Source organism: Spongiibacter sp. (genome assembly GCF_041602295.1).
In the GTDB taxonomy this organism is placed as follows: Bacteria; Pseudomonadota; Gammaproteobacteria; order Pseudomonadales; family Spongiibacteraceae; genus Spongiibacter.
The window spans coordinates 1-24,046 of the sequence record NZ_JBFIGO010000009.1 but is presented as its reverse complement, the minus strand read 5'-3'; the positions used below and the strand labels follow the sequence as shown (position 1 = coordinate 24,046).

Below are 24,046 nucleotides of genomic sequence, written 5' to 3'. Positions count from 1 at the left end.
TCATATCGCCTTCGCCACTACGGCTGGACGACATCAGATTCCTGTGTGGTGATACTCAGCTGCACAAAGCCCAGTCGGCCAGCGGCATCCATCGCCGTTACCACAGATTGGTGAGGGCTGTTGGCATCGGCGGTGATAATAACCGGGCGCATCGTATCACCCCCAGCCGCAGTCTGCATTGCCCGCAACAGCGCCTCAAGTCCCCCGTCGCCCAGCGCCCGCTCATTAACCTGAAAGCGCCCGCGGGCATCGATCACGATCTCGATGGCCTCGGCATCCTCCACCACCGGTTCGCCATCAGCGGTGGGCAATTGCAATTGCAAACGGCTCTCTTTAGTGAAGGTGGTCGATACCATAAAAAAGATCAGCAACAAAAACACCACATCAATCAGTGGCGTCAGATTCACCCCGCCGTCGTCAATGCGTTGACGCCGAAACTTCACGCTGCGCGCCCCCCATTGACGCTGTCTTTAAGCTGCACATCGCCGTGAACGGCATTGATCAACTTAATCGTATCCTGCTCCATAGTGACCACAATGGCGTCAATCCGGCGCAAAAAGTAGCGGTGCATAACCAGTGCCGGAATGGCCACACACAAGCCTGAGGCGGTGGTAATCAGCGCTTCGGATATCCCCCCGGCCAGCACCCCGGCGTTGCCGGTACCCTGCACCATAATTTCACTGAACACCCGAATCATACCGACAACCGTGCCCAGCAGCCCTAACAAGGGTGTCACCGCAGCGATGGTCCCCAGGGCATTGAGATAGCGCTCTAAATCGTGAATCACATGAGAAGCCGCGTCCTCGATACTTTCCTTCATAATATCGCGGCCGTATTTGGCATTACCCAGGCCAGCCGCGATGATTTCGCCCAGTGGCGAAGCACCGCGCAGTTGGCGTAATTTTTCATTATCCAACTGCTTATTCTGCATCCAGCTCCATACTTGATTCAGTAAATTACGCGGCGCCACTTTTGTGGGATTTAACGCCAGAAAGCGCTCCACACAGATGGCGAGCGCAAGAATGGACGATAGAATAATCGGCAGCATCAACCAACCACCAGCTTTAACGAGTTCCAGCACAACACAGCCCCTTTATTTTTGTCGCTGCATTATACAGCGATGTCCGCTGCGAAAAAGTCATCGAAGAGCTGAATCCGCCACAGCGCACATTTCCTGCGGCCGAGCTTGCCAAAAAAACTGGCCACGCTGCGCCTGCCAGCGGCGCCTGATACCGCGGCCATCAATTTCAAAGCGCAAGCTGCCGTGGCGGCCGGTTTGCCAACACTGCGCGCCAAGATTGCCATAGCGCTGTACCACGACTTCACTGGGGTGGCGATAACGGTTAAAGCGCGACGCCGAAAACACCACATCGCCGGGCATCGCCGCCGCCAACATAGCCGCCGAAGAGGAACTCCGACTGCCATGATGCGCGGCAAGCAACAGGGTTAACGACTGTGGCACGGGCCAATTCGCTAACAGACGGCGCTCGCCATCGGCCTCGATATCCCCGGGCAACAGTACCGCACTGTCGCCAAGACGCAACAACAGCACACAGCTGCGATTGTTACTGCGACGGGCATTAGCACCGCCGTGTGCTAAAAACTGCAGGCTCAGCGCCCCCCAGCGCCAGGGCAGAGCCCGATGACAGTCTCGAGCACCATAGCGCTGGTGCCGGCCGACATCCCCCGACAACACCTCGCCAACAGGCAGCGCCGCCAATAGCGCCGCCGCCGAACCCGCGTGATCGCGATCGCCATGACTCAACACCAGCCGATCCAAAAAGTGAACACCCCGGCGCCGTAACAACGGCAACACAACCCCATCAGCGCTGTTATAGCCGCCATCAAAATCCGGGCCGACATCGTACAGCAAGGCGCGATCTCGGTGCTGCACCAATACCGACAAGCCCTGACCGACATCGATCACCGTCAGCCACATGCTATCGGCTGGCGGCCCACTTGGGGCCTGCAACACGGCCACCAACAACAGCAGCGCTACCAATGGTCGCCCTGGCAAACCGCGCGGCAGCAGTACTAGCAAGGTCACAAGCAGTAACGCCCATAGCGCCTCCGGCGTCAGCACCGGCTGCCACTGCGGCAGTCCCTCGAGCCAGTGCAGGTAGTGAAGCAAGCCGGTCAATATTGCGTCGACCCAGCCAAACAAGGCCGCAGACAACGCCTCCAAGGACACAAACGAACAGAGCAATCCGACAAACAACAGCGGCATAATCAATAATGCCAGCAAGGGAATCGCCAACACATTGGCCGGCAGCGCCGCAGGACTCTGAGAAAAGCCCCACAGCGCCATCACCGGTAGTAGCACTAAAAGCAACCGCGCCTGCACATCCACGGCCTGCAGCCAGCGCCAACGCCGCCGCGGTTTATCCATAGCGATCAACAACAGCGCCGCGACCGCGGCAAAAGACAGATAAAACCCCGCGCTGTGCACCACCATGGGGTCGCGCAGCAACACCAACAGCAGCGCAGCCTGCCAGCCCTGCCATGAGCCAATGCGCCGGTGGCTGAGCAGCGCCACACACAGCACCAGCGCCATAATCAATGCCCGCTGAGTAGGCAGGCTAAACCCGGCCATGGCGCCGTAAACTATGGCCGCTAACAGCGCCAGTAGCGGCCCCATCAATAAGCTATAGCGGCCACCGCGACCAAGTCCCACCCACAGCCGAGCCAGCGCAAACCCCCACGCAAGCACGATACCAATATGCATGCCCGAGATTGCCATCAGGTGGCTGGTACCGGTGGCGGCAAAGCGCTGCCATTGCGACGAAGTGATATCACGGCGATCGGCAAACAACAGCGCGCGCATCAATCCCTGCTGCGCATAACCGTCCAGGGCAACGCGCCCGCGCTCCAGAAGTGCGCTGCGCCATTGCTGGAAGCTTGCCCGTCGACCCGGCGCTATCGGCAGCGGCGCCAGGATTTCGCGCACATAGCCGCGACCGGCGTAACCGTTGGCCATCAGCCAGCGCCCATAATCAAAAGCACCGGCTGAAACACTGCCTTGAGGGGGTTTCACGCGCATACGCATGCGCAGCCACTGCCCGGCCTGCGGCGCCGACTCGCCGTAATAATTGAGACGAAAGCGCGGCGCTCCCGGCGGACAATAATCCCCTGCGCACTGCCCCGGTAGCAACTGCACCGCAAAGCGGTAGTAGCTCGCCGCCGCAGTGCCGCGCCGCTCAACGGGCCCCAGCACCAACGCGTCGAATTCCATATCGGCAAAGGCCTGGGAAGCGGGAGGCAATTGTTCCAGACGGTGCTGACAGTAGTCCGCGCTGTAGGCAAACGCCAATAGCAGCACCGGCAAATGGCGCAGCCTATGGCTGCGCCACGGCACCAAGCACAATACCGCCGCCACGGCCGGCCAACGCCAATCGACAATACCCGGTAGCATTGGCGGCACGGCTAAGCCCACGGCGGCGGTCGTCATCCATGACAACATGCTGGTTAAGCTCCCGACTTACATGCATAATATCGCCGCTTAAGCTGCGGCCATACGGCTGTTATTTGCGTTTACATCAATTACAGTGGGGCCAATGGCTCGTAAATTCTTCAAGCGCTGGCTGCCTGCCCCAGAACGCATGCGCGAACATCCCTCGGTGCGTGTATTTGGGAGTCTGTTGCACGACCCCAACCTCTGGCACCTTAACCGGCGCTCGGTCACCTTCGCGTTCTTTATCGGCCTTTTTACTGCATTTGTCCCGGTGCCCACACAGATGCTGCTGGCGGCGCTGATCGCCATCTTGCTGCGCGCCAACCTGCCCCTTTCCGTAATGCTAGTATGGATCACCAACCCGGTAACAATGCCGGCGTTTTTTTATTTTAGCTACAAAGTCGGTGCGGCAGTGCTGGATGTTCCGGCCAAGACCTTTGTATTCGAGCTGTCCTGGCAGTGGATTCAAAATGAATTGGTATTGCTGTGGCGACCGTTTTTGCTTGGCTGCTTATTGACCGGGCTGTTTAGCGGGCTTTTGGGCGCAGTGAGTATGCATATTATGTGGCGTGTACACGTGGTTCGCCGCTGGCGCAAGCGCCAACAACTACGGGCTGCCCGCAGGGTTAACGGCAACGGCGACTAGTGTTGGCGCAGCGTTTCTGCCGGTGGAATGCGCGACGCGCGCCAAGCCGGGTATAAACTGGCGGCAATACTCATCGCATAAGCAGCGGCGCTTACCCACAGCACGTCAACGGCGCGCACATCCGTCGGCAAATAACTGATCGGGTAAACGTCCGAGCGCAGTAACTGCAAGTCAAACAGCCGCTCTACACCAGCCACCAGTTCACCAATACCCAGCGATAAGACCACGCCAAGTCCGGCGCCCAGCGCCGCCCCCACCCCACCAATGACTGCGCCATAAATCATAAACACGCCCAACACATCGCCGCGCGTCGCCCCCTGACTGCGCAAAATGGCAATATCGGCGCGCTTGTCGTTCACGACTAACACCAGCGTGGAAACAATATTAAATACCGCCACCGCCACCACCGCTAGCAGCATAATCACCACCAGCTTTCTCGACATTTGAATAGCGTGATACATATTGCCAAATTGCTGGCTCCAGTCGCGCAGGCGGTAATCCCGGCCGTGGACCATCGACAATTCCCAGGCGACACGGGGCGCACTAAACACATCGTTTACCGCCAGGCGCAGTGACATCGCCTGGCCGGGTAGCAATTGTTCTGCCTCAGTCAGCGGCATTAACACCAGCTGTTGATCGAGCTCGGTACCACTGCTGAGCAACGCCGCAACAGCGAAGCGATAAAAACTCACTCCGCTGCCGCCTGGGCGCGGCACGGCGACACTGAGACTCTCGCCCCGGGCCACACCAAGGCGCTCGGCCAGCGCGGCACCCAGTACCAACTGCCGTCCTTGAAACGCGGAAAAATCCGCGTATTCCGCCAAACGCGACACCTCCCGTTCGCGGACCACGTCTATACCGAAAAACTGCACTGGCTCAGCCGCCGCCCCTTTGACCAACAGCGCATTGCCCTGCAAATAGGGCGCCGCCGCCCTCACCTCAGCATGACTGAGCACACTGTCGCGCAACTGCTGCCAGTCGTGCTGATTCACCCAGGGCTGCATGCTGATATGCGGCACCAACGCCAGAATTCGCTGGCGCATTTCCCGGTCAAAGCCATTCATCACTGACAACACCGTGACCAGCATGGCAATGCCCAGCACCAGCCCCGCCATAGACAGACGCGACAAAAAAGACATCAACTGACTACCGCTACCACCCAAGCTGTAGCGCAGGCCAATAAAAACCGGCACGCCCGCCATCAGCGCGGCAACTCCTGCAGTTGACCCGCGCGCAGCGCCAGCGTGCGATCCATACGCTGTGCTAATTGCATGTCGTGGGTAACCACTAACAAGCTGGTGGCGTATTCGCGATTTAACTCGGCCAATAAACCGTGTACCGACTCAGCGGTATCGGCGTCGAGATTGCCCGTGGGTTCGTCAAGCAACACACAGGCAGGTTTATTAACCAGCGCCCGCGCAATAGCCACCCGCTGACGCTCGCCGCCTGACAGCTGCGCCGGGCGGTGATCAAGTCGCGGCGCCAAACCCACTCTGGAGAGGAGTTGCTCGGCTTCTGCCAGCGCCTCAGCGCGCTTGCGCCCGGCAATCAGCAGTGGCATAGCGGCATTTTCCAATGCACTAAACTCCGCCAGCAAATGATGAAACTGATAAACAAAGCCCAATTCCGCATTGCGCAAACGACTGCGGGCAGCATCATCCAAGGCAGCGATATCACGGCCATTAATTAATACCTTGCCGCTACTGGGCAAATCCAGTCCACCCAACATATGCAGCAACGTGGTTTTACCCGCGCCGGAGGGGCCGACAATCGCCAGCATCTCTCCACGCCCGACGCTGAGCTCGACATTGTTGAGAATATGCAGCTGGCTGTCGCCCTGGGGATAGTGCTTACACAGCGCCTGGCACTGCATGACCCATTCAGGCTGGGTGTGGGGTGCTTCGATTTGGCTCATCATTCCTGCCTATTCATAACGCAAGGCTTCGGCGGGCTGGATTTTGGCCGCCTGCCGTGCGGGGTAAAGCGTTGCCAGCAAACTCAGGGAAATCCCGAAACTGCAGACCAGAGCGATATCCCCCAGCCGCAGGACCGAGGGAATACGACTGATAAAGTACACTTGGGGATCAAATACATAGAGTCCGGTCAGCGCTTCGAACCAGGCCACAACATCACCGATATACAGCGCCAAGGGCACACCGACCAGCAAGCCAGCGACCACACCGCAGAGGCCCGTCGCCATGCCATAAACCACAAATACCGCCATCACCCCGGCCGGTGTAGCGCCCATGGTGCGCAGCACCGCAATCGCGCCGCGCCTCGCCGACACCGCCATGCTCAAAATGGAAATAATATTGAAAGCAGCGATCACCACAATGAACATCAGTAACAGCCTCACCATCAACTTTTCCATTTTAACGGCTTGAAACAGGCTGCCCTGACTGACGCTCCAATCCACGGCGACACTACCTTGTGGCAGCTGCGGCAGCAGCGCCGCCGCGCCCCGCGCCGAGGCCATGATATCGTCGAACTGCAAGCGCAGGCCCTGCACCGCATCGCCCAACTGATAAAGCTTTTGCGCATCGCCCAGATGAATAAACGCGGTGCTGGCATCGAGCTGCACACCGGCCGAAAACATGCCGACCACGGTAAACTCGCGCTCCCGGGGAAACAGCCCAAACGGTGTTACCGTCACCTTGGGTAAAATAAGTCGCAGGCTATCGCCAGGCATAAGACCCAGCTGGCGCGCGAGAATATCGCCAACCACGATTTCGTAGTGCCCCGCAGCGGCCTGCAAGTAGCGACCGGCAACCATCTTGTCGGCCACCGAAGACACCGCCCGTTCAAGCTCGGGATCGATGCCATAGAGCGCCGCCCCCTGCACACTGGACGAGGTCGCCAGCATCGCCTTGCCACCAACGTAGGGCGCGGCTGCCAATAGCCCCGGGCTACCGGCAAGCGCATCCCGGTAACTGGACCAGTCCTCAAGCCGCTGGCCGGGCCCCTCTACGTAGGCATGAGGCAACACCGACAACACGCGTTTCTGCAGCTCTGACTCAAAGCCATTCATCACCGCCGTCACCACGATGAGTGATACCACACCAAGCAGCATACCCAGTAGGGAGAACCACGACATGAGTGACAAGAATCGGTCGTCACCGGCGCCCTTGCGGAAGTAACGCAGACCGATAAACACTGGCAGAGAAGCTGGCATGACTGATGAGAGAACCCCTAACAACAAGGGCTCTATACTAGCACCGCCGGCGGGAGAAAAAGCAGGGGCAGTAGCGTATTAATTGCACGCTAGGCAAAGTGAACTTTTCAGTCACCACTGGCATCGTAAAATTGCCCGCTGTCACGGTGGCTTGCTGCCTTTTCAGACTCTTCCCGGCATTTGTTGGGGTCATTGCCGCAGAGATCGCAGACATAATCAGGGTCAGCCAAAGCCGCGCCAACGCCACCGCAGGAGCCGGCAATGGGCTTGCGTCCAAAGATCACCCCCACCGACATGGCAGTGACAACTAGCAGCATAAAAATAATCGTGGCCAAAATGGTCGCCATAACTTACTCCTGTGGGTGAATGTAGGGGGCAAATGCAGAACTGTAGCGACTGACAAAACCCTCATCCGTCTTTTCAATAAGATACACTGCCAGCCCTTGGGACTCGGCCAGTGCCAGTGTACGCTCTACCCCCATCACCGAAAAGGCCGTGGCCATGGCGTCGGCAAAGGCACAGGATGCATCAAGCACGGTGACCGAGGCCAGTGAATGGCGAATCGGCCGCCCGGTGCGCGGGTCTAGAGTATGTGAGTAGCGCACACCATCTTCTTCAAAATAATTGCGGTAATCCCCTGAGGTCGCCACCGCGATATCCTCCAGTGCGATAGCCAGCTGAGGCTCCCCACCATTGGGGCTCTCCACGCCAATGCGCCAGGCATCGCCACGGGGACTTTTGCCCGCTACGCGCATCTCACCGCCAATCTCGACCAGATAATCCTGCACACCCAGCGAGTGCAGCCACACCGCCGCCGCATCGACACCGTAACCTTTGGCAATTGCCGACAGGTCTATTTTTAACGCCGCGGCTTTCATCACCCGAGGCGCCAGCATATCGAGCTGAAGCTGAGCAAAGCCGACATTGGCCAGCGCCGCGTCAATCTCGTCCTCAGAGGGCCTGCCCTCACGCTGCAGAGGGCCAAAGCCCCAGATATCGACCAAGGGCGCCACAGTAATATCAAACGCCCCGGCAGTCAGCCAACTGACCTCCATCGCCAGGCTGAGAATATTGTAAAGCGGCTCACTCAGTTGCTGCCACTCTGCCAGCGGCGCCCGATTCAGCTGGTTAAGCTCTGAATCGTCGATATAGGTCGAGGCAATTCGATTGAAATGCGCCAACTGGTAGTCGAGCTGTTGCTTCAGCACAGCGCTTTCAAGATTACCCGGATTGCGCAGCGTGACGTGGTAAGTCGTCCCCATCGTCTTACCGCTGAATTGAATAATCTCTTCAGGGGCGGGACTACAGGCACTTAAAAACAGAAAAAGCAGCGCGAAGGCTGCTTTTTCCATGGACTGAACGCGATTAACCACCGAAATCATCAAGCAGAATATTCTCCGGTTCTACACCCAAGTCTTCCAGCATTTTGATCACCGCGGCATTCATCATCGGCGGCCCACACATATAGTACTCACAATCCTCGGGCGCCTCGTGGTCCTTCAGATAATTCTCGTACAGTACGGTGTGAATAAAGCCAGTCAAGCCTTCCCAATTGTCTTCGGGCTGCGGGTCTGACAGGGCGAGATGCCACTCAAAATTGTCATTTTCCTCAGCCAGCTTGTCGTACTCTTCCATGTAGAAGGCTTCACGCAGCGAGCGCGCACCATACCAGAACGAAATTTTACGCTTGGAGTTCAGGCGCTTGAGCTGGTCGAAGATGTGCGAGCGCATCGGCGCCATACCGGCACCACCGCCGATGAACACCATCTCGGCATCGGTTTCCTTGGCAAAGAACTCACCGAAAGGACCGTAGACCTTCACCTTGTCGCCAGGCTTGAGGCTAAACACCCAGGAAGACATCTGGCCGGCGGGCAGTGACAGGTTGTTCGGCGGCGGCGTCGCCGCGCGAATATTGAACTTCACCAGCCCTTTTTCTTCGGGATAGTTGGCCATCGAGTAAGCGCGAATCACTGTCTCATCGACCTTCGACTCTACGTTAAAGAAGCCAAAACGCTCCCAGTCGCCGCGGTACTCCTCGGGAATATCAAAGTCGGAGTACTTCACGTGGTGCGGCGGGCATTCCAGCTGCACATAACCCCCGGCGCGAAAATCGACATTTTCGCCCTCTGGCAATTGAAGTGTCAGCTCTTTGATAAAGGTCGCCACATTCGGGTTGGAGGCAACGGTACACTCCCACTGCTTAACGCCGAACACATCTTCTGGCACTTCGATCACCATGTCTTGCTTGACCGGAGTCTGGCAAGACAGGCGCCAACCTTCGCGGGCCTCGCGGGGGCTGAAATGCGCCTCTTCGGTAGCCAGCATCGAACCACCGCCATCTTTCACAATACATTTGCACTGCGCGCAGCTACCACCGCCGCCACAGGCCGATGCCAGAAAGATCCCCTGATTGGACAAAGTGCCCAGCAGCTTGTCACCCGCCGGCACATTGATAGTTTTTTCGCCATTTATCTCGATGGTGACGTTACCACTACTCACCAGACGCGAGCGCGCGATCAAAATGACTGCGACTAGCGACAGCACGATCGCGGTAAACATCGTCACACCGAGAACAACCACTGTATTCATTAAAACGTCTCCAGTTATTCGTCTCGGTTACAGATCGATGCCGCCGAAGGACATAAAGCCCAACGACATCAAACCAACGGTGATAAAGGTAATACCCAGGCCGCGCAGGCCCTCGGGCACATCGCTGTACTTGAGCTTTTCGCGGATACCCGCCAGGGCGGTGATTGCCAGCGCCCAGCCGGTACCAGCGCCGGCGCCGTAGACAACCGACTCGGTAAAGTTGTAGTCGCGCTCTACCATAAACAGCGAGCCACCCATGATGGCGCAGTTCACAGTGATCAGCGGCAGGAACACACCCAGCGCGCTGTACAGTGCAGGGACAAATTTATCGAGGAACATCTCCATAATCTGGACGATGGCCGCGATAACACCGATATAGCTCAGCAGACCGAGGAAACTCAGATCCACATCGGGGTATCCAGCCCAAGCCAGGGCCCCCTCGCGCAGCAAATAGGTGTAAATCAGGTTGTTGACAGGTACCGTCAGCGTCAGCACCACGATGACCGCGATACCGAGACCAATAGCGGCCTGAATTTTTTTAGAAATCGCCAAGAAGGTACACATACCGAGGAAGAAGGCCAGGGCCATATTCTCGATAAACACCGACCTGACGAACAGGCTGAGATAGTGCTCCATCAGAAGGCCTCCTTCACGCTACGGCTGTTCTTAGTGATTTTGAATTCTTCTTTCTCTACCTGCTCTTTGTCGGCGCTGCGCAGGATCCAGATAAAGAAACCAATCAAGAAGAAGGCGCTAGGCGGCAACAACAGCAGGCCATTGGGCAAATACCAGCCGCCATTGTTAACGGTGGCAAGAATCTCAACACCAAACAAGCTGCCTGAGCCCAGTAGTTCACGTACAAAGGCAACACTGAACAGCACTACGCTATAACCCAAACCGTTACCGATACCATCGATAAAACTTGCTAATGGTGGGTTCTTCATCGCGAAGCCTTCGGCGCGCCCCATGACGATACAGTTGGTAATAATCAAACCAACAAATACCGACAGCTGCTTGCTGATAGCATATGCGTAAGCCTTGAGCACCTGGTCTACCACAATAACCAGGGAGGCGATAATCACCATTTGCACGATGATACGAATCGCCCCGGGGATGTGATTGCGAATCATCGATACCGCAAGGTTAGAAAACGCGGTTACGAAGATCACCGAAATACACATTACCAGGGTAACCTTCATGCTTGAGGTTACCGCCAGCGCACTACAAATACCGAGAATCTGCAGCGCAATTGGGTTGTTCTTAAATATGGGTGAGGTCAATGCCTCTTTCATCGTTGCCATTACTTAGGCCTCCCCTGACTGCAGCTTGCTCAAGAACGGCTTATACCCATTCTCGCCCATCCAGAATTGCAGTAGATTGGTTACACCGCGACTGGTCAAAGTTGCTCCGCTTAAACCGTCAACCTTGTGCTCTGCTTCCGCCGTATTGGCATCAACACTGCCCTTGATCAACTGAATTTTCGCGTCACCCTCGTCGTAAACCTTCTTGCCAGGCCACAGTGCTTTCCAGTTAGGGTTGTCAACTTCCCCCCCTAGACCGGGTGTTTCGCCGTGTTCGAAGAAGCCCAAGCCCGCAACCGTATTAAAGTCGCTTTCCAGCGCCAGGAAGCCATGCAGTGTCGACCACAGGCCCGCACCGCGCACTGGAAGGATGATTTTGTCCAGCTCACCATTGCTTTCCACCAGGTAAACCGTCGCGTAATTTTCGCGCCGCTTTATCTTGGCAATATCGCCGGCGCCTAAATCCACCGAGGTCTCAGGGTTCTTGGCAATACTGCTCTGCTCAAAGCTGGCAAGATCAAACTTATCGGTGAACTTGCCGGTGTTGAGGTCAACAATACGGGTGGTGACCCGTTCAAATTGCTCGTCAATGCTCTTCTCAGGGTCGAGCATACCTGCGGCGGCCAGGATGTTGGCCTTACGGTCTTCTGCCTTGTTCGCAACTTGAGCCGGCTTGAGCATTACCGCTGCCGAGGAGACAAACAGTGCGCAGACGATACAGAGTGTTACCGCGACCAGCAGTGTTTTTTGGATACTGTCGTTATTAGCCACGTGCCAACCTCCGTTTGATGTTTGCTTGAACCACGAAATGATCAATCAATGGTGCGAACAGGTTAGCGAACAGGATCGCCAACATCATGCCTTCTGGGAAGGCGGGGTTAACCACGCGAATCAGCACGACCATACAACCGATCAATAGGCCGAAGATAAATTTGCCGGTATTGGTCATTGCCGCCGACACCGGATCTGTCGCCATAAAGATCATGCCAAAGGCAAAACCACCCAATACAAAGTGCCAGTACCAGGGCATGGCCATCATTGGGTTGTCGCTGCTAATGCCGTTAAACAGCAGTGACAGTGCGACCATCCCGCTGAATACACCCAGCACAATGCGCCAGGAGGCAATACCGGTCCACAGCAGAACGGCGCCGCCAAGCAGAATCGCGATGGTGGACACTTCACCCATAGAGCCGTGCATATTGCCGCTAAAGGCGTCGAACCACGTCAACTTGTCTTGCAGTGCCGCCATGCCATCGCTGGCCACAATAGACAGAGCAGTAGCGCCGGTATAACCGTCTACTGCGGTCCATACCGCGTCGCCAGAAAGCTGAGCGGGATAGGCAAAGAATAAGAAGGCACGACCTGTCAGCGCAGGGTTGAGGAAGTTTTTGCCGGTACCGCCAAATACTTCTTTACCCACGACGACACCAAAGCTGATGCCCAGGGCAACTTGCCACAGCGGGATCGACGGCGGGCAGATCAGGGCAAACAGGATAGAGGTTACAAAGAAGCCTTCGTTGACCTCGTGGCCGCGCTTCATGGCAAACAGCACTTCCCAGAAACCGCCCACCACAAAAGTGACCGCGTAAACGGGGATGAAGTACCAAAAGCCGTGCCAGAAGTTATCCCAGAGGCTCGCCGGATTGTAACCGGCAAACATACCGATCAAGGCGTGACGCCAGCCTTCACCGGCAGCGATACCCATCTCGGCCATAATGGTATTGGCCTGAAAACCGATGTTCCACATGCCGTAGAACATGGCTGGAAAGGCGCAGAACCACACGGTGATCATAATGCGCTTAAGATCCACACCGTCGCGAACGTGGGCAGTGGTTTTGGTCACCGAGCCCGGCGAGTAGAAAATAGTGTCGGCCGCTTCATAGAGGGCATACCACTTTTCATAGCGGCCACCTTTTTCAAAATGCGGTTCCAGCTTGTCGAGAATACTTCGCAAACCCATGGCTTAACCCTCCTTCTCAATACGGCTGAGATTGTCGCGGAGAATCGGGCCGTATTCATATTTGCCGGGGCAAACATAGGTACACAGCGCCAAATCTTCTTCATCCAATTCCAGGCAACCCAAGTCCTGCGCCATTTGCGTATCGCCAACAATCAGCGAGCGCAGTAATTGCGTCGGCAAAATATCCAGCGGCATAATGCGCTCGTAGGCGCCCACCGGCACCATGGCGCGCTCACTACCATTGGTATTGGTGGTATACGGCAAACGCTTGTTAAGAAACTGGCTCAAGTAAATACGCAGCGTCGAGTGTTTGTTAACACCCGGCGACAACCACCCCATGAAGTCCCGCTGCGCACCTTCCAGTAACACGCTGACTTGGTTGTGATAGCGCCCCAAATAAGCCATGGCGCCCCGCGATGTTCTGCCGCCCAGTACAGACCCGGAAATAACCCGGTTATCACCGGCCTTCAATTGGCCTGCGCACAACTCGTCCAAACTCGCACCGACCCGGGTGCGCAGCAGGCGCGGTTGCTCAACCTGGGGACCCGCCAAGGCCACAACGCGATCGGTCTGCAGCGTGCCCGTGGTAAACAGGCGGCCAATGGCAATCACATCCTGATAACCGACATGCCACAACTGCTTGCTCAGGCTCGCGCCCTCGAGGAAATGCATATGAGTACCGACCAAACCCGCAGGGTGCGGGCCGGAAAACTCGCTCACATGCAGCTGGCTGTTATCCAGGCTGGGCACCGTGCTGCCCGGCGCAACACATAGGTGCACCTTGCCACTGGTCAGCTTGCACAATAGCTCAAGCCCATTGCTGAAATCCTGCTGGGCTTCAGCAATCACCAACTGCGGATCAGCCGCCAGTGGATGCGTGTCGATTGCGGTAACGAAGATCGCCGCCGGTTCGGCGTCGAGCGCCGGCACCTTGCTAAACGGCCGCGTGCGCAGCGCCGTCCACAGCCCCGACTGCTGGAGATTGTCCGCAACCTGCTCGCGACTCAGCTGAGCGAGCTGCTCGGCCGGGTAGCTGGCAAATTGTTCATAATCGTCGTCTTCAACGTCGATCACCACAGACTGAAGCACGCGCTTCTCGCCGCGGTTAATGGCTGAAATAACTCCGGTGGCCGGAGCGGTGTAACGCACGCCTTCGGTTTTCTTGTCGGCAAACAGCAGTTGCCCGGTTTTCACCCGGTCCCCTACTTTCACTGACATTGTCGGCTTCATACCGACATAATCGAATCCGAGCACTGCCACCGAGCGGACCTTGGGTCCAGACTCAATGCGTTGCTCGGGCGCGCCGGATATGGGCAAATCCAGGCCCCTGGAGATTTTGATCATAAGGTTCTCTGACACTCTTATGGTTAAACGCGAAAAATGTAATTCTGCGAGTCTGGACCGACACAGGCCCAGAACGACGAGGTGAACACAGTCACCCTGCCTAAAAACTGCCGCAAGTATATAGACTCGCAGCGCGGAATGTCACGGCGAAACTGGCCACAGGGGCCAGCCCGACTATACAAAGCGGCCAGCTCCGCTCCCCACGTCACTGGCCGTTAGCGCCGATTATTCGGCCGGGTATACCGCGTAAGAGACTCCAGCCATCTGCTCCAGCACACGATGCACTTGGCAGCTGTAGCCAAACTCGTTGTCGTACCAGCAGTAGAGGATCGCACTCTTGCCATTAACAATGGTGGCCTCGCTGTCGAACACACAGGCGTGACGCGAGCCGACAAAGTCACTGGATACGACTTCTGGGGAATTGGAGTAATCAATCTGCTTGCGCAGCGGCGAATGCAGCGCCACCTTGCGCATATATTCGTTAAGCTCTTCCGCTGTCGTCTCTGCTTTCAGGTTCAGCTTAAGAATGGCCAGCGACACATTGGGGGTCGGTACGCGAATCGCGTTGCCGCTCAACTTACCCAACATCTGCGGAAGCACCTTGCCCACCGCTTTCGCAGCGCCGGTTTCAGAGATAACCATGTTCAGCGGCGCACTGCGCCCACGGCGATCGCCCTTGTGGTAGTTGTCGATGAGATTTTGGTCGTTGGTGTAAGAGTGAACCGTTTCCACATGACCATTTTCAATACCAAAGCGGTCATCCAACACTTTCAGCGGCGGCGCGATAGCATTGGTGGTGCAGCTGGCCGCAGAAATAATCGTGTCACTGTCGAGAATTTCATCGTTGTTGACGCCGGCAACGATATTTTTCATATCGCCTTTGCCCGGTGCGGTCAGAATCACCTTGGCAATACCGGGGCGCGAAAGATGAATGGACAAGCCTTCAGCGTCGCGCCATTTGCCGGTGTTATCAACCAGAATCGCGTCTTTAATGCCGTACTGGGTGTAGTCCACTTCCTCGGGGGAATTGGCGTAAATCACCTTCACTTCAACACCGTTAGCCACAAAGGACTGGCGCTCTTCGTCAACGCGAATCGTGCCATTAAAGGGGCCGTGTACTGAATCGCGACGCAACAGTGATGCGCGCTTGACCAAGTCATTTTCCGCACCGCCCTGACGAACCACCACCGCACGCAGACGCAGGTTGTCACCGCCACCGGCCTTCTCTACCAACAGGCGCGCCATCAGGCGACCGATGCGACCAAAGCCATAGAGCACAACATCACGTGGCGGACGTGTCGGCTCCTTCGTGCCGCCGATCAAACCCGCTACCTGGCTGCGCACAAATTCATCGACGCTCTGCCCTGCGGGCTTGCCCTGCTCTTCATAGGCAACGGCAATACGACCAGCATCGATATGTGCAGTACCCAAGTCCAGGGTTGCCAGTGCTTGAATTACCGGGAAAGTTTCGTACTCAGACAGCTCGTTTTGCTCAACCTGGCGCACAAAGCGATGCGCCTGCATGATATCCAGCACAGAAAGATTGACCAGATTCTTTCCATAGATGTAGGTTTTGACGTTGTTGCTGCGGTAGAGCTTACCAATCAGGGGAATCATCCCCTCGGCTAATGCTTCGCGCTCTTTCCAGTCGGCGAAGTAATCATCAGGACGCTCTCGTCTTCTCTCAGTCACGGCAGATACCCTTTGCTGTCGGGGGGAAAATTCAGGAGCGCGTATTATCTTTATTCACGCCACCCAGATCAACCTCCACAACTGTCAACTGCTACCAATGTCGGTGTTTTAGCCCCGCATTTGTGCTGATCGTCGGGGTTATTCCCGCGGCGCCGACACGTTACAATGCCCTCCCTTGCCAGCCAATGACACCGCAACCGTGATACAGCTACCCGACAACCTAACCCTAAACGCCACGCAGAGCCTCGATCTCGGCAATATAAGCAGTGCCAGCCAGGCGCTGGTCAGCGCCGAGCTGGCCGCCCAATTACAGCGACCGCTGCTAGTCATCACAGCCGATACAGCCAGCGCCTATCGCCTGGAACAAGACCTACATTTTTTTGCCGCCACACTGCCCATTAAGCTGCTGCCGGACTGGGAAACCCTGCCCTACGACAATTTTTCCCCCCACGAGGACATTATTTCTGAACGACTGCGCTGCCTGACGGAAATAAACCAGCTACAACAAGGCATTATCGTTGCTCCGATAAGCTCGCTAATGCAGCGCATTGCCCCACCTGACTACCTCAGCGCGCACAGCCTACAGCTGCGACGTGGACAAACTCTGGACCTAGCCGCCTTTCGCCGCAATCTAGAAAACGGTGGCTACCACCACGTCAACACGGTGTATCAACACGGTGAATACGCCCTGCGCGGCGCCGTGCTCGACATCTACCCCATGGGCAGCGAGTTACCCTACCGCATTGACTTACTCGACGATGAAATCGACAGCCTGCGCAGCTTTGACCCGGAGAACCAGCGCAGCCTAGAGCAAGTGACCGCTATCGACCTGCTACCCGGGCGCGAATTTCCTCTCGACGACGACGGCATCGCCAGTTTCCGCCGCCGCTGGCACGAGCGCTTCAACGTCGACCACCGCAAATGCCCGGTTTATCAAGACGTCAGCAGCGGCATCGCCCCCGCTGGCGTGGAATATTATCTGCCACTGTTTTTTGATCGCTGCGGCAGCCTGTTCGATTACCTGCCCGAGCGCACGGCCCTGTTGCGCTGCGCCGGCATCGAGGCCGCCGCCGAACACTACTGGCAGGACATCCACCAGCGCTACGAACAGCGCTGCGGGGACACCCAAAGGCCGGTACTCAGCCCCGCCGAGTTGTTTATTCCTGTTCCCGAGCTATTTGCCGACATCAAACGCTACCCGCGATTGCGACTGGACAGCGCCACCGTCAGCCGCCCTGAACTCAATCTCAGCAGTGAACCGCTGCCTAATTTAGACATCGATAGTCGCGCCAGTGACCCGCTAGCCCAGCTGCGCAGCTTTCTCGCCGGCCGGCGAGTACTTCTGTGTGCGGAATCCGCCGGCCGCCGCGAAGCCCTGCTAGAGCTGCTCAATGCCCAGCAACTGCACCCCCAACTCTGCAATAGCTGGGCGGACTTTATCGCCAGCGACAGCCCACTGGCCATTACCACAGCCAACCTGGAACAAAGCCTGGCCTTTAGCGAACCCACCCCCTTTGCCGTGGTCGCCGAGGCACAGCTGTTCGGCCGTCGTGTTGCACAGAGTCGCCGGCGCCGCAAAGCCAGCAGCAACGCCGAAGCGGTGGTCCGCAACCTAGCCGAACTGCGCATCGGCGCACCAGTGGTACACGCAGACCACGGCGTCGGTCGCTATCTCGGACTACACCGCCTCGACATCGACCAGCAGAGCAATGAATTTCTCGCCCTGGAGTACGCCGACGGCGCCAAACTCTATGTACCCGTATCCTCACTACAACTCATTAGTCGCTACAGCGGCGCCGACGACGAGCTCGCCCCGCTGCACAAACTGGGCAGCGACCAGTGGAGTCGCAGCAAGCGCAAGGCCGCCGAGAAAATTCGCGACGTGGCCGCCGAACTGCTGGACATCTACGCCCGCCGCGAAGCCCGCCAAGGGCGTTCATTTGCACTGAGCGGCGACTATCAAACGTTCGCCGACGACTTCCCCTTTGAGGAAACCCCCGACCAACAACTGGCCATCGACGCCGTGGTTAAAGACCTGCGCTCGAAGCAACCCATGGACCGATTGGTGTGCGGGGATGTCGGTTTTGGAAAAACCGAGGTTGCCGTGCGCGCCGCCTTTGTGGCGGTGGAGAACAACACTCAAGTCGCCATCTTGGTACCCACCACACTACTCGCCCAACAGCACTACGAGTCCTTCCGCGACCGCTTTGCCGACTGGCCGGTAAAAATTGAAGTGTTATCACGGTTTCGCACGGCCGCCGAGCAAAAAGCGGTGATCGCTGAGCTGCAAGCCGGCAAGATCGACATTTTAATCGGCACTCACAAACTGCTCAGCGGCGACATCCAATACGCCAACCTCGGACTGGTGATCATCGATGAAGAGCACCGCTTTGGGGTGCGACAGAAAGAAGCTCTAAAGAACCTGCGCGCAGAAGTCGACGTATTGACGCTCACCGCTACACCGATCCCGCGCACACTCAACATGTCTATGTCGGGCATTCGCGACCTGTCAATAATCGCCACCCCACCAGCGCGACGACTATCGGTAAAAACCTTTGTGCGCGAACGCGACGATGCCTTGATTAAAGAAGCCATATTGCGCGAGATCCTTCGTGGCGGCCAAGTCTACTACCTGCACAACGAGGTCAAAACCATCGACAAGGCCGCCCGAGACCTGCAAGAAATGCTGCCTGAGCTGCGCATTGGTATCGGCCACGGACAAATGCGCGAGCGCGAACTGGAACAAGTGATGAGCGATTTCTATCACAAGCGCCACAACGTGCTGCTGTGCTCCACCATCATCGAAACCGGCATCGACGTCCCCAATGCCAATACTATTATCATTGAGCGCGCCGACAAGTTCGGCCTGGCCCAATTGCATCAACTGCGTGGCCGCGTAGGCCGCTCCCATCACCAAGCCTACGCCTACCTGCTGACGCCGCCGGCCAAACAGCTGAGCCGCGACGCCGAAAAACGCCTTACCGCGATTAGCGAAGCCGACGATCTGGGCGCGGGCTTTACCCTGGCCACCCACGACATGGAAATCCGCGGCGCCGGCGAGTTGTTAGGTGAAGGTCAGAGTGGCCAAATTCACTCCATTGGCTTCAGCCTGTATATGGAAATGCTGGATCGCGCGGTGAAGGCCATCCAAAACGGCAAAACAATCAACCTCGAAGACAGCCAAGCCGACCACAGCGAAGTCAATCTGCGCATTCCAGCATTGATCCCCGACGACTACCTGCCAGATGTGCAGCAGCGCCTGATGCTCTATAAACGCATTGCCAGCGCCGCTGGCGACGAAGAGCTACGCGACTTACAAGTCGAAATGATCGACCGTTTTGGACTGCTGCCTGAACCCTGCAAAAATCTGTTTCGCTGTGCGGCACTTCGCCAGCGCGCCGCTACGCTGGGCTTGAGAAAAATTGAAGCCTCGGCCAGTGGCGGCCGTGTTGAATTTGCCGAAGACACCCAGGTTGAACCCATGGCTATTGTCCAATTAGTGCAAAAAAACGCCCTGCGCTACCAATTAGACGGCGCCAATGCACTGCGTTTCAAAGCTGCGATGGACAGCCCAGATCAGCGCATTAATGAAGTAGGCGACTTGCTAGATCAGCTGACACCCAGTACAAAGTAAACGCCATACACGCTGGCTTCAAAAAGGAAGAGTTTTTAGATATGCCGCGCATTTATCAGCTATGCATCGCCCTGCTACTCACAGGCCTGTCTGTCGCCGCCCACGCACAAGCAGATGAGCGCTACCAGATTGACTTGGTCATCTATGCCAATAACGACCCCTCGGCCAATAGCGCCGAATCTTGGCCCGATAACCTTCACTTGCGCTACCCGCGCGACTGGGCCGTACTGGACAGCAACGGCGACGGCAATCTAAGCCGAGTCAGCGACTTACACCCCAATTTCGCCAAGGCGCTGCGCTCGCTAAAACTGTCATCGCGCTATCGAATATTACTGCAAGAAAGTTGGGTTCAAGACCTGCAGCCCCGCCGCAAGGCGCCCGCCATCCTGCTTCGCGGCGGCGCCAAGGTGGGGGAACACCACGAGCTGGAGGGCTATGTCCGTATCGCGCTTGAGCGCTATCTCTATGCTGAAACCGATCTCTGGCTATCGCGTTTTGGCAGCCAGGGTGGCAATTATTACCTGCCGCGCCAGCCCTATCGCCCAGCGCTGGACACCGGCGACGATTTTATTGATGAGAGCTTTGAAAACAGCCCGGAATACGCCGAGTTTCAGCGCCAAAACAACCTCGCAAATCCGCCGCTTAGCGCACCACCTGCCGGCGCCGAACCGGTGGAACGCATCGTTGCAATGCAGCAGCAGCGGCGCATGCGCAGCGACGAATTACACTACATTGACCACCCGCTATTTGGCTTGCTGATCATCATCAGCAAGCCACAAGCTTCAGTGGGGACTGGCGATAGCGTGGGACAGCAGTGATTTAACTTGCAACATCCCGGTATCGATTACCGACTGTATGTCATCCATGGTAATCAAAGCATCGCTAAGACCAGCACCGGGGTTCACCACCAGGCAGACCGAGGCGTAGTCTAAACCGGCTTCGCGCGCCAGCGCCGCCTCCGGCATTGCCGTCATACCCACCATATCGTTGCCGTCGCGGGCCAGACGCTGGATTTCGGCGGCAGTTTCCAAGCGCGGCCCCTGAGTGACCGCATAGGTTCCAAACGGCTCAATATCGATCCCCGCCGCCTCTGCCGCCGCGCACAGGCGCAGTCTCAACTCCTCGCAATAGGGGTAACTAAAATCGATGTGCTGCACCTTGCCATCGCGGCCATCGTAAAAGGTGTGCTCGCGACCCCAAGTGTAATCATTAATCTGCTCGGGCAAACCGATTACACCGGCAACAAAGCGCTCACTAATCCCCCCCACCGCGTTCACTGCAATTAGCTCATTGGCACCAGCCACCTTTAGCGCGTGAATATTTGCCCGGTAGTTGATGGCATGCGGCGGCAACGAGTGACCGACACCGTGACGCGGCAAAAACAGGAACTCCGCCCCCTGGTATTCCATATGCTGTATGGGCGCACTTGGCGCCCCATAGGGCGTGGCGATTTCTTCACTGCTCTGCAGATGAGCGCCGGGCCAATCACACAGCCCGGTACCACCGATCACCGCAATGATTTTTGACATTTTATTCTCCTAGCGCGGCGCCATTATGCGCCGCATTTTCAATGTGTAATGGGTCCATTTTTACCGTGGTCGTCGGGTAGGCCACATCGGCGCCACAGTCGTGCACGATCGCCAGCACCTTAAGCAACACGTCCTGTTTAATTTCGTGATACTTCACCCACTGAGTCGTCTTGGTAAAGGTGTAAATGAAAAAATCCAGCGACGATGCATTGAATTTATTGAAATTAACGATCAGCGTTTTGCCGAGATCAATTTCCTGGTGATTCTCTAACATCTCGCGCACCCGCGCGATGATCTCAGGCAATTTCTCTGCATCTTCATAGCGAACCCCAACGGTTTCATAAATGCGCCGATTTAACATGCGCGAAGGGTTTTCTACCGCTATTTGAGTAAAAGTGGCATTGGGCACATACAGGGGACGCTGATCAAAGGTACGGATACGCGTTTGCCGCCATCCAATATTCTCCACCGTACCCTCTATTTCCTTATCCGGCGAGCGTACCCAGTCACCCACCGAAAATGGCCTGTCCAAATAGACCATCAGGCCGCCAAAAAAATTGGCCAATAGATCCTTGGCAGCAAAGCCCACCGCGATGCCACCAATACCGCCAAACGCCAACACACCCGACACGCTGTAGCCCAGATTCTGCAAGATCATCAGCACCACCACGATAATCACCGCGCTGCGCACTAACTTGCCCAGCGCCATCACCGTGGTCTGGTCGATCGGTTCGTCATTATCGCTGTAGTCACGCGACAACAAACCGGCTTCCACCTCTCGCACCAACCTGACGAGAAACCAACCCAGTATCGCCATGACCGCTACTGCACGAAACGGCTGTAACGCCGAAAAAATCTCCGCATCCGTACTGCCGGCAATAACCTCAAGCACATGGCTGGCGCCTACCACCCATATCATTAAAATCAGCGGCCGCCGCGCCGCCAGCAGCACCGCATCGTCCCACAAGTTGTGAGTCTGCTTAAAACGCTCGGCGAGCCGATTCAAAAGACGGCCAGCAAGCAAGTTGGCAATGAGCGCAATCAGCACCACAATGAATACTTCTGAAAGCCAGGGGTAGTTGGAAAACTCAATACCCTTAAACCAGTCTCTGGATAGCAATGCCGCTCCTCCGTTCTATACAGATTATTTGTTATAGCCCGCGCTGTTATGACAATGCGCGCTAAAAACAGTCGGTGAAAATACCAAAAGGAGTTTAACTTAGTGCCCCATCTATCTGAAAGCATTTAGATTTGAGGGGAAACTCTAACGTTATTTCACAGCCGCCAACAACCAACACCCCACAAATCCCTACTGGACACCCCAATGAGAAGTGATAGCTTGGAGAGTAGAGCACGAGGAGGTGGTCGCAATGGCATTTTTAATTCCCCAGGTAGGCAGCTGGTATAAAGACCTAGAAACCAGCCAGCAATTTGAAGTGGTTGCTGCCGAAGACGGACTCGACACCATTGAAGTACAGCTCATCGATGGTGAAATTTGCGAATATGATCTGGACAGCTGGCAACAGTTAAAATTAATCGGCATCGAGGAGCCCGAAGATTGGCGAAACGCCTTTGAGTTAAGCGATGACGATTACCGCCACTGGGACGACACCTCGATACCCGAGCAGCTGGGCAACCCTCTGCACGAAATTGAAACCGACGTGATCAACGGCATTCTCGACGACTTCTGAAGCTGAGGCGCTGGGCCAAGACCCGCGCTTTTGCCGCGCTCCCCTCCTGCCTGCCTTCGGGCGGGCTTCTTTTTGCCCACCTACCGCACCACCGAGCGCGACGCCCAACAATTTTCCCCGAGTACCTTGCGCAACAATAAATACTGTATATACTCACAGTAACTGTATAGATGAACAGATAATAAACATGGAAAAACTCACCGCCAGACAAGCGCAGGTTCTCGACCTCATCAAACGTCACATCGAGGACACCGGCTATCCTCCCACCCGGGCCGACATCGCCCGAGAGCTGGGCTTCCGATCCCCCAACGCCGCCGAGGAACACCTCAAAGCGCTCGCCCGCAAAGGCGCTATTGAAATCATTCCAGGCGCCTCCCGGGGAATTCGCCTCCCTGAAGATTTAGGCATCCCCATTGTTGGCCAAGTGGCTGCCGGCAGCCCAATTCTGGCCGAAGAACACATTGAAGATTACTGCGCCATGGCCCCCAACCTCTTCACCCCGGCTGCGGATTATTTTTTACGGGTGCGCGGTGACAGCATGATCAACGCGGGCATCTTCGAGAACGACCTACTGGCGGTACACCGCACCCCGGTGGCACAGAACGGCCAAATTATCGTTGCTCGTATCGGCGACGAAGTCACCGTTAAGCGCCTACAGCAACAGAAAAACCGGCACCAGTTACTGCTGATTGCCGAGAACCCTGATTACCCCCCTATTGAGGTAGATCTACGCGAACAAGATTTCGCCATCGAAGGCCTCAGTGTTGGCGTATTACGGCGCGGGAGTTAAAGAAATGGCACTTATTGAGCAAAGCTCTCTGTTCGACGGCCCTGACGAATCGTTGACCAAACCCACGGCGTCGGGCTGCATCACCGAAATCTGCCTCAGCAGCCAAGCGCATCTGTCACGCACCTTGTTGGCAGCAATGCTCATGCAACTCAGCAACCACTCGGATCAGCGCTGGCTATGCTGGGTAGCTGACCGACCACTGAAACCCCTGCTCGATGCCAACAGCCAATATCGCGGTCAACGCATT

General features: G+C 56.6%; 23 protein-coding genes. 6 read left to right on the top strand and 17 right to left on the bottom strand.

Going from position 1 to position 24,046, the window contains the following annotated elements:
• Window positions 1-17: 17 nt before the first annotated feature.
• Genes ABYM29_RS03225 through ABYM29_RS03215 form a run of 3 tightly spaced genes read right to left on the bottom strand, consistent with a single transcriptional unit; the run spans window position 18 to window position 3,460 of the window.
• On the bottom strand, window positions 18-443 hold the full coding sequence (locus ABYM29_RS03225; RefSeq protein WP_372862040.1) for an ExbD/TolR family protein: 426 nt from the start codon (window positions 441-443) through the stop codon (window positions 18-20).
• On the bottom strand, window positions 440-1,081 hold the full coding sequence (locus tag ABYM29_RS03220) for a MotA/TolQ/ExbB proton channel family protein (protein ID WP_372862037.1): 642 nt from the start codon (window positions 1,079-1,081) through the stop codon (window positions 440-442). The genes ABYM29_RS03225 and ABYM29_RS03220 overlap by 4 nt, the downstream gene beginning before the upstream one ends.
• A 57-nt stretch (window positions 1,082-1,138) precedes the next feature.
• A complete protein-coding gene (locus ABYM29_RS03215; RefSeq protein WP_372862035.1) occupies window positions 1,139-3,460 on the bottom strand; it encodes a DNA internalization-related competence protein ComEC/Rec2 in 2,322 nt (773 codons plus the stop codon).
• Between the two features lie 94 nt (window positions 3,461-3,554).
• On the opposite strand from ABYM29_RS03215, the gene ABYM29_RS03210 reads away from it, so the two are divergent.
• Window positions 3,555-4,097, top strand: coding sequence for a DUF2062 domain-containing protein (locus ABYM29_RS03210; RefSeq protein WP_372862032.1), 543 nt, complete (start codon window positions 3,555-3,557; stop codon window positions 4,095-4,097).
• Here the strand turns inward: ABYM29_RS03210 and ABYM29_RS03205 are convergent.
• The 12 genes from ABYM29_RS03205 to ABYM29_RS03150 form a co-directional block, all read right to left on the bottom strand.
• On the bottom strand, window positions 4,094-5,299 hold the full coding sequence (locus tag ABYM29_RS03205) for a lipoprotein-releasing ABC transporter permease subunit (protein ID WP_372862029.1): 1,206 nt from the start codon (window positions 5,297-5,299) through the stop codon (window positions 4,094-4,096). The two genes, ABYM29_RS03210 and ABYM29_RS03205, sit on opposite strands and share 4 nt — an antisense overlap.
• Window positions 5,299-6,012 carry a lipoprotein-releasing ABC transporter ATP-binding protein LolD gene (gene lolD / locus ABYM29_RS03200; protein WP_372862153.1) on the bottom strand — a complete coding sequence of 238 codons (714 nt, stop codon included), beginning with the start codon at window positions 6,010-6,012 and terminating at the stop codon, window positions 5,299-5,301. The genes ABYM29_RS03205 and lolD overlap by 1 nt, the downstream gene beginning before the upstream one ends.
• Before the next feature lie 9 nt (window positions 6,013-6,021).
• Entirely contained in the window at window positions 6,022-7,269 is a 1,248-nt protein-coding gene (locus ABYM29_RS03195) for a lipoprotein-releasing ABC transporter permease subunit (protein WP_372862027.1), read from the bottom strand.
• A 107-nt stretch (window positions 7,270-7,376) separates the two neighbouring features.
• Window positions 7,377-7,616, bottom strand: coding sequence for a (Na+)-NQR maturation NqrM (nqrM, locus tag ABYM29_RS03190; protein WP_372862025.1), 240 nt, complete (start codon window positions 7,614-7,616; stop codon window positions 7,377-7,379).
• 3 nt (window positions 7,617-7,619) lie between these two features.
• Entirely contained in the window at window positions 7,620-8,651 is a 1,032-nt protein-coding gene (locus ABYM29_RS03185) for an FAD:protein FMN transferase (RefSeq protein WP_372862022.1), read from the bottom strand.
• Window positions 8,635-9,858, bottom strand: coding sequence for an NADH:ubiquinone reductase (Na(+)-transporting) subunit F (nqrF, locus tag ABYM29_RS03180; RefSeq protein ID WP_372862019.1), 1,224 nt, complete (start codon window positions 9,856-9,858; stop codon window positions 8,635-8,637). The genes ABYM29_RS03185 and nqrF overlap by 17 nt, the downstream gene beginning before the upstream one ends.
• A gap of 27 nt (window positions 9,859-9,885) precedes the next feature.
• Entirely contained in the window at window positions 9,886-10,494 is a 609-nt protein-coding gene (gene nqrE / locus ABYM29_RS03175; RefSeq protein WP_372862016.1) for an NADH:ubiquinone reductase (Na(+)-transporting) subunit E, read from the bottom strand.
• On the bottom strand, window positions 10,494-11,159 hold the full coding sequence (locus tag ABYM29_RS03170) for an NADH:ubiquinone reductase (Na(+)-transporting) subunit D (protein WP_372862013.1): 666 nt from the start codon (window positions 11,157-11,159) through the stop codon (window positions 10,494-10,496). Before ABYM29_RS03170 ends, nqrE begins: the two co-directional genes overlap by 1 nt.
• Window positions 11,160-11,162: 3 nt before the next feature.
• Complete coding sequence (locus ABYM29_RS03165; protein WP_372862011.1) at window positions 11,163-11,930, bottom strand: Na(+)-translocating NADH-quinone reductase subunit C; 768 nt, start codon at window positions 11,928-11,930, stop codon at window positions 11,163-11,165.
• Window positions 11,923-13,119: an NADH:ubiquinone reductase (Na(+)-transporting) subunit B gene (locus ABYM29_RS03160; protein WP_372862009.1), complete on the bottom strand. Its 1,197-nt coding sequence runs from the start codon at window positions 13,117-13,119 to the stop codon at window positions 11,923-11,925. Before ABYM29_RS03160 ends, ABYM29_RS03165 begins: the two co-directional genes overlap by 8 nt.
• 3 nt (window positions 13,120-13,122) lie before the next feature.
• Complete coding sequence (locus ABYM29_RS03155; protein ID WP_372862006.1) at window positions 13,123-14,463, bottom strand: Na(+)-translocating NADH-quinone reductase subunit A; 1,341 nt, start codon at window positions 14,461-14,463, stop codon at window positions 13,123-13,125.
• Between the two features lie 225 nt (window positions 14,464-14,688).
• Complete coding sequence (locus tag ABYM29_RS03150; protein ID WP_372862003.1) at window positions 14,689-16,155, bottom strand: glyceraldehyde-3-phosphate dehydrogenase; 1,467 nt, start codon at window positions 16,153-16,155, stop codon at window positions 14,689-14,691.
• 199 nt (window positions 16,156-16,354) lie between these two features.
• On the opposite strand from ABYM29_RS03150, the gene mfd reads away from it, so the two are divergent.
• Both mfd and ABYM29_RS03140 read left to right on the top strand, forming a co-directional pair.
• The gene (gene mfd, locus ABYM29_RS03145) at window positions 16,355-19,789 is read left to right on the top strand and encodes a transcription-repair coupling factor (RefSeq protein WP_372862000.1); all 3,435 of its coding nucleotides are present in this window, start codon (window positions 16,355-16,357) and stop codon (window positions 19,787-19,789) included.
• 41 nt (window positions 19,790-19,830) lie between these two features.
• Window positions 19,831-20,607 carry a CsiV family protein gene (locus ABYM29_RS03140; RefSeq protein WP_372861998.1) on the top strand — a complete coding sequence of 259 codons (777 nt, stop codon included), beginning with the start codon at window positions 19,831-19,833 and terminating at the stop codon, window positions 20,605-20,607.
• Here the strand turns inward: ABYM29_RS03140 and ABYM29_RS03135 are convergent.
• Window positions 20,572-21,318 (bottom strand): S-methyl-5'-thioinosine phosphorylase, encoded by a 747-nt coding sequence (locus ABYM29_RS03135; RefSeq protein ID WP_372861996.1) that lies wholly within the window; start codon window positions 21,316-21,318, stop codon window positions 20,572-20,574. The two genes, ABYM29_RS03140 and ABYM29_RS03135, sit on opposite strands and share 36 nt — an antisense overlap.
• Window position 21,319: 1 nt before the next feature.
• Window positions 21,320-22,438: a mechanosensitive ion channel family protein gene (locus ABYM29_RS03130; protein WP_372861994.1), complete on the bottom strand. Its 1,119-nt coding sequence runs from the start codon at window positions 22,436-22,438 to the stop codon at window positions 21,320-21,322.
• Window positions 22,439-22,688: 250 nt separating this feature from the next.
• Here ABYM29_RS03130 and ABYM29_RS03125 point away from each other — a divergent pair, with 250 nt between their 5' ends.
• The 3 genes from ABYM29_RS03125 to ABYM29_RS03115 form a co-directional block, all read left to right on the top strand.
• The gene (locus tag ABYM29_RS03125) at window positions 22,689-23,009 is read left to right on the top strand and encodes a DUF6763 family protein (protein ID WP_372861992.1); all 321 of its coding nucleotides are present in this window, start codon (window positions 22,689-22,691) and stop codon (window positions 23,007-23,009) included.
• Between the two features lie 187 nt (window positions 23,010-23,196).
• Entirely contained in the window at window positions 23,197-23,799 is a 603-nt protein-coding gene (lexA, locus tag ABYM29_RS03120) for a transcriptional repressor LexA (protein ID WP_372861989.1), read from the top strand.
• Window positions 23,800-23,803: 4 nt separating this feature from the next.
• Window positions 23,804-24,046: hypothetical protein (locus ABYM29_RS03115; RefSeq protein WP_372861987.1), on the top strand; the 243-nt coding region annotated here is incomplete at its 3' end.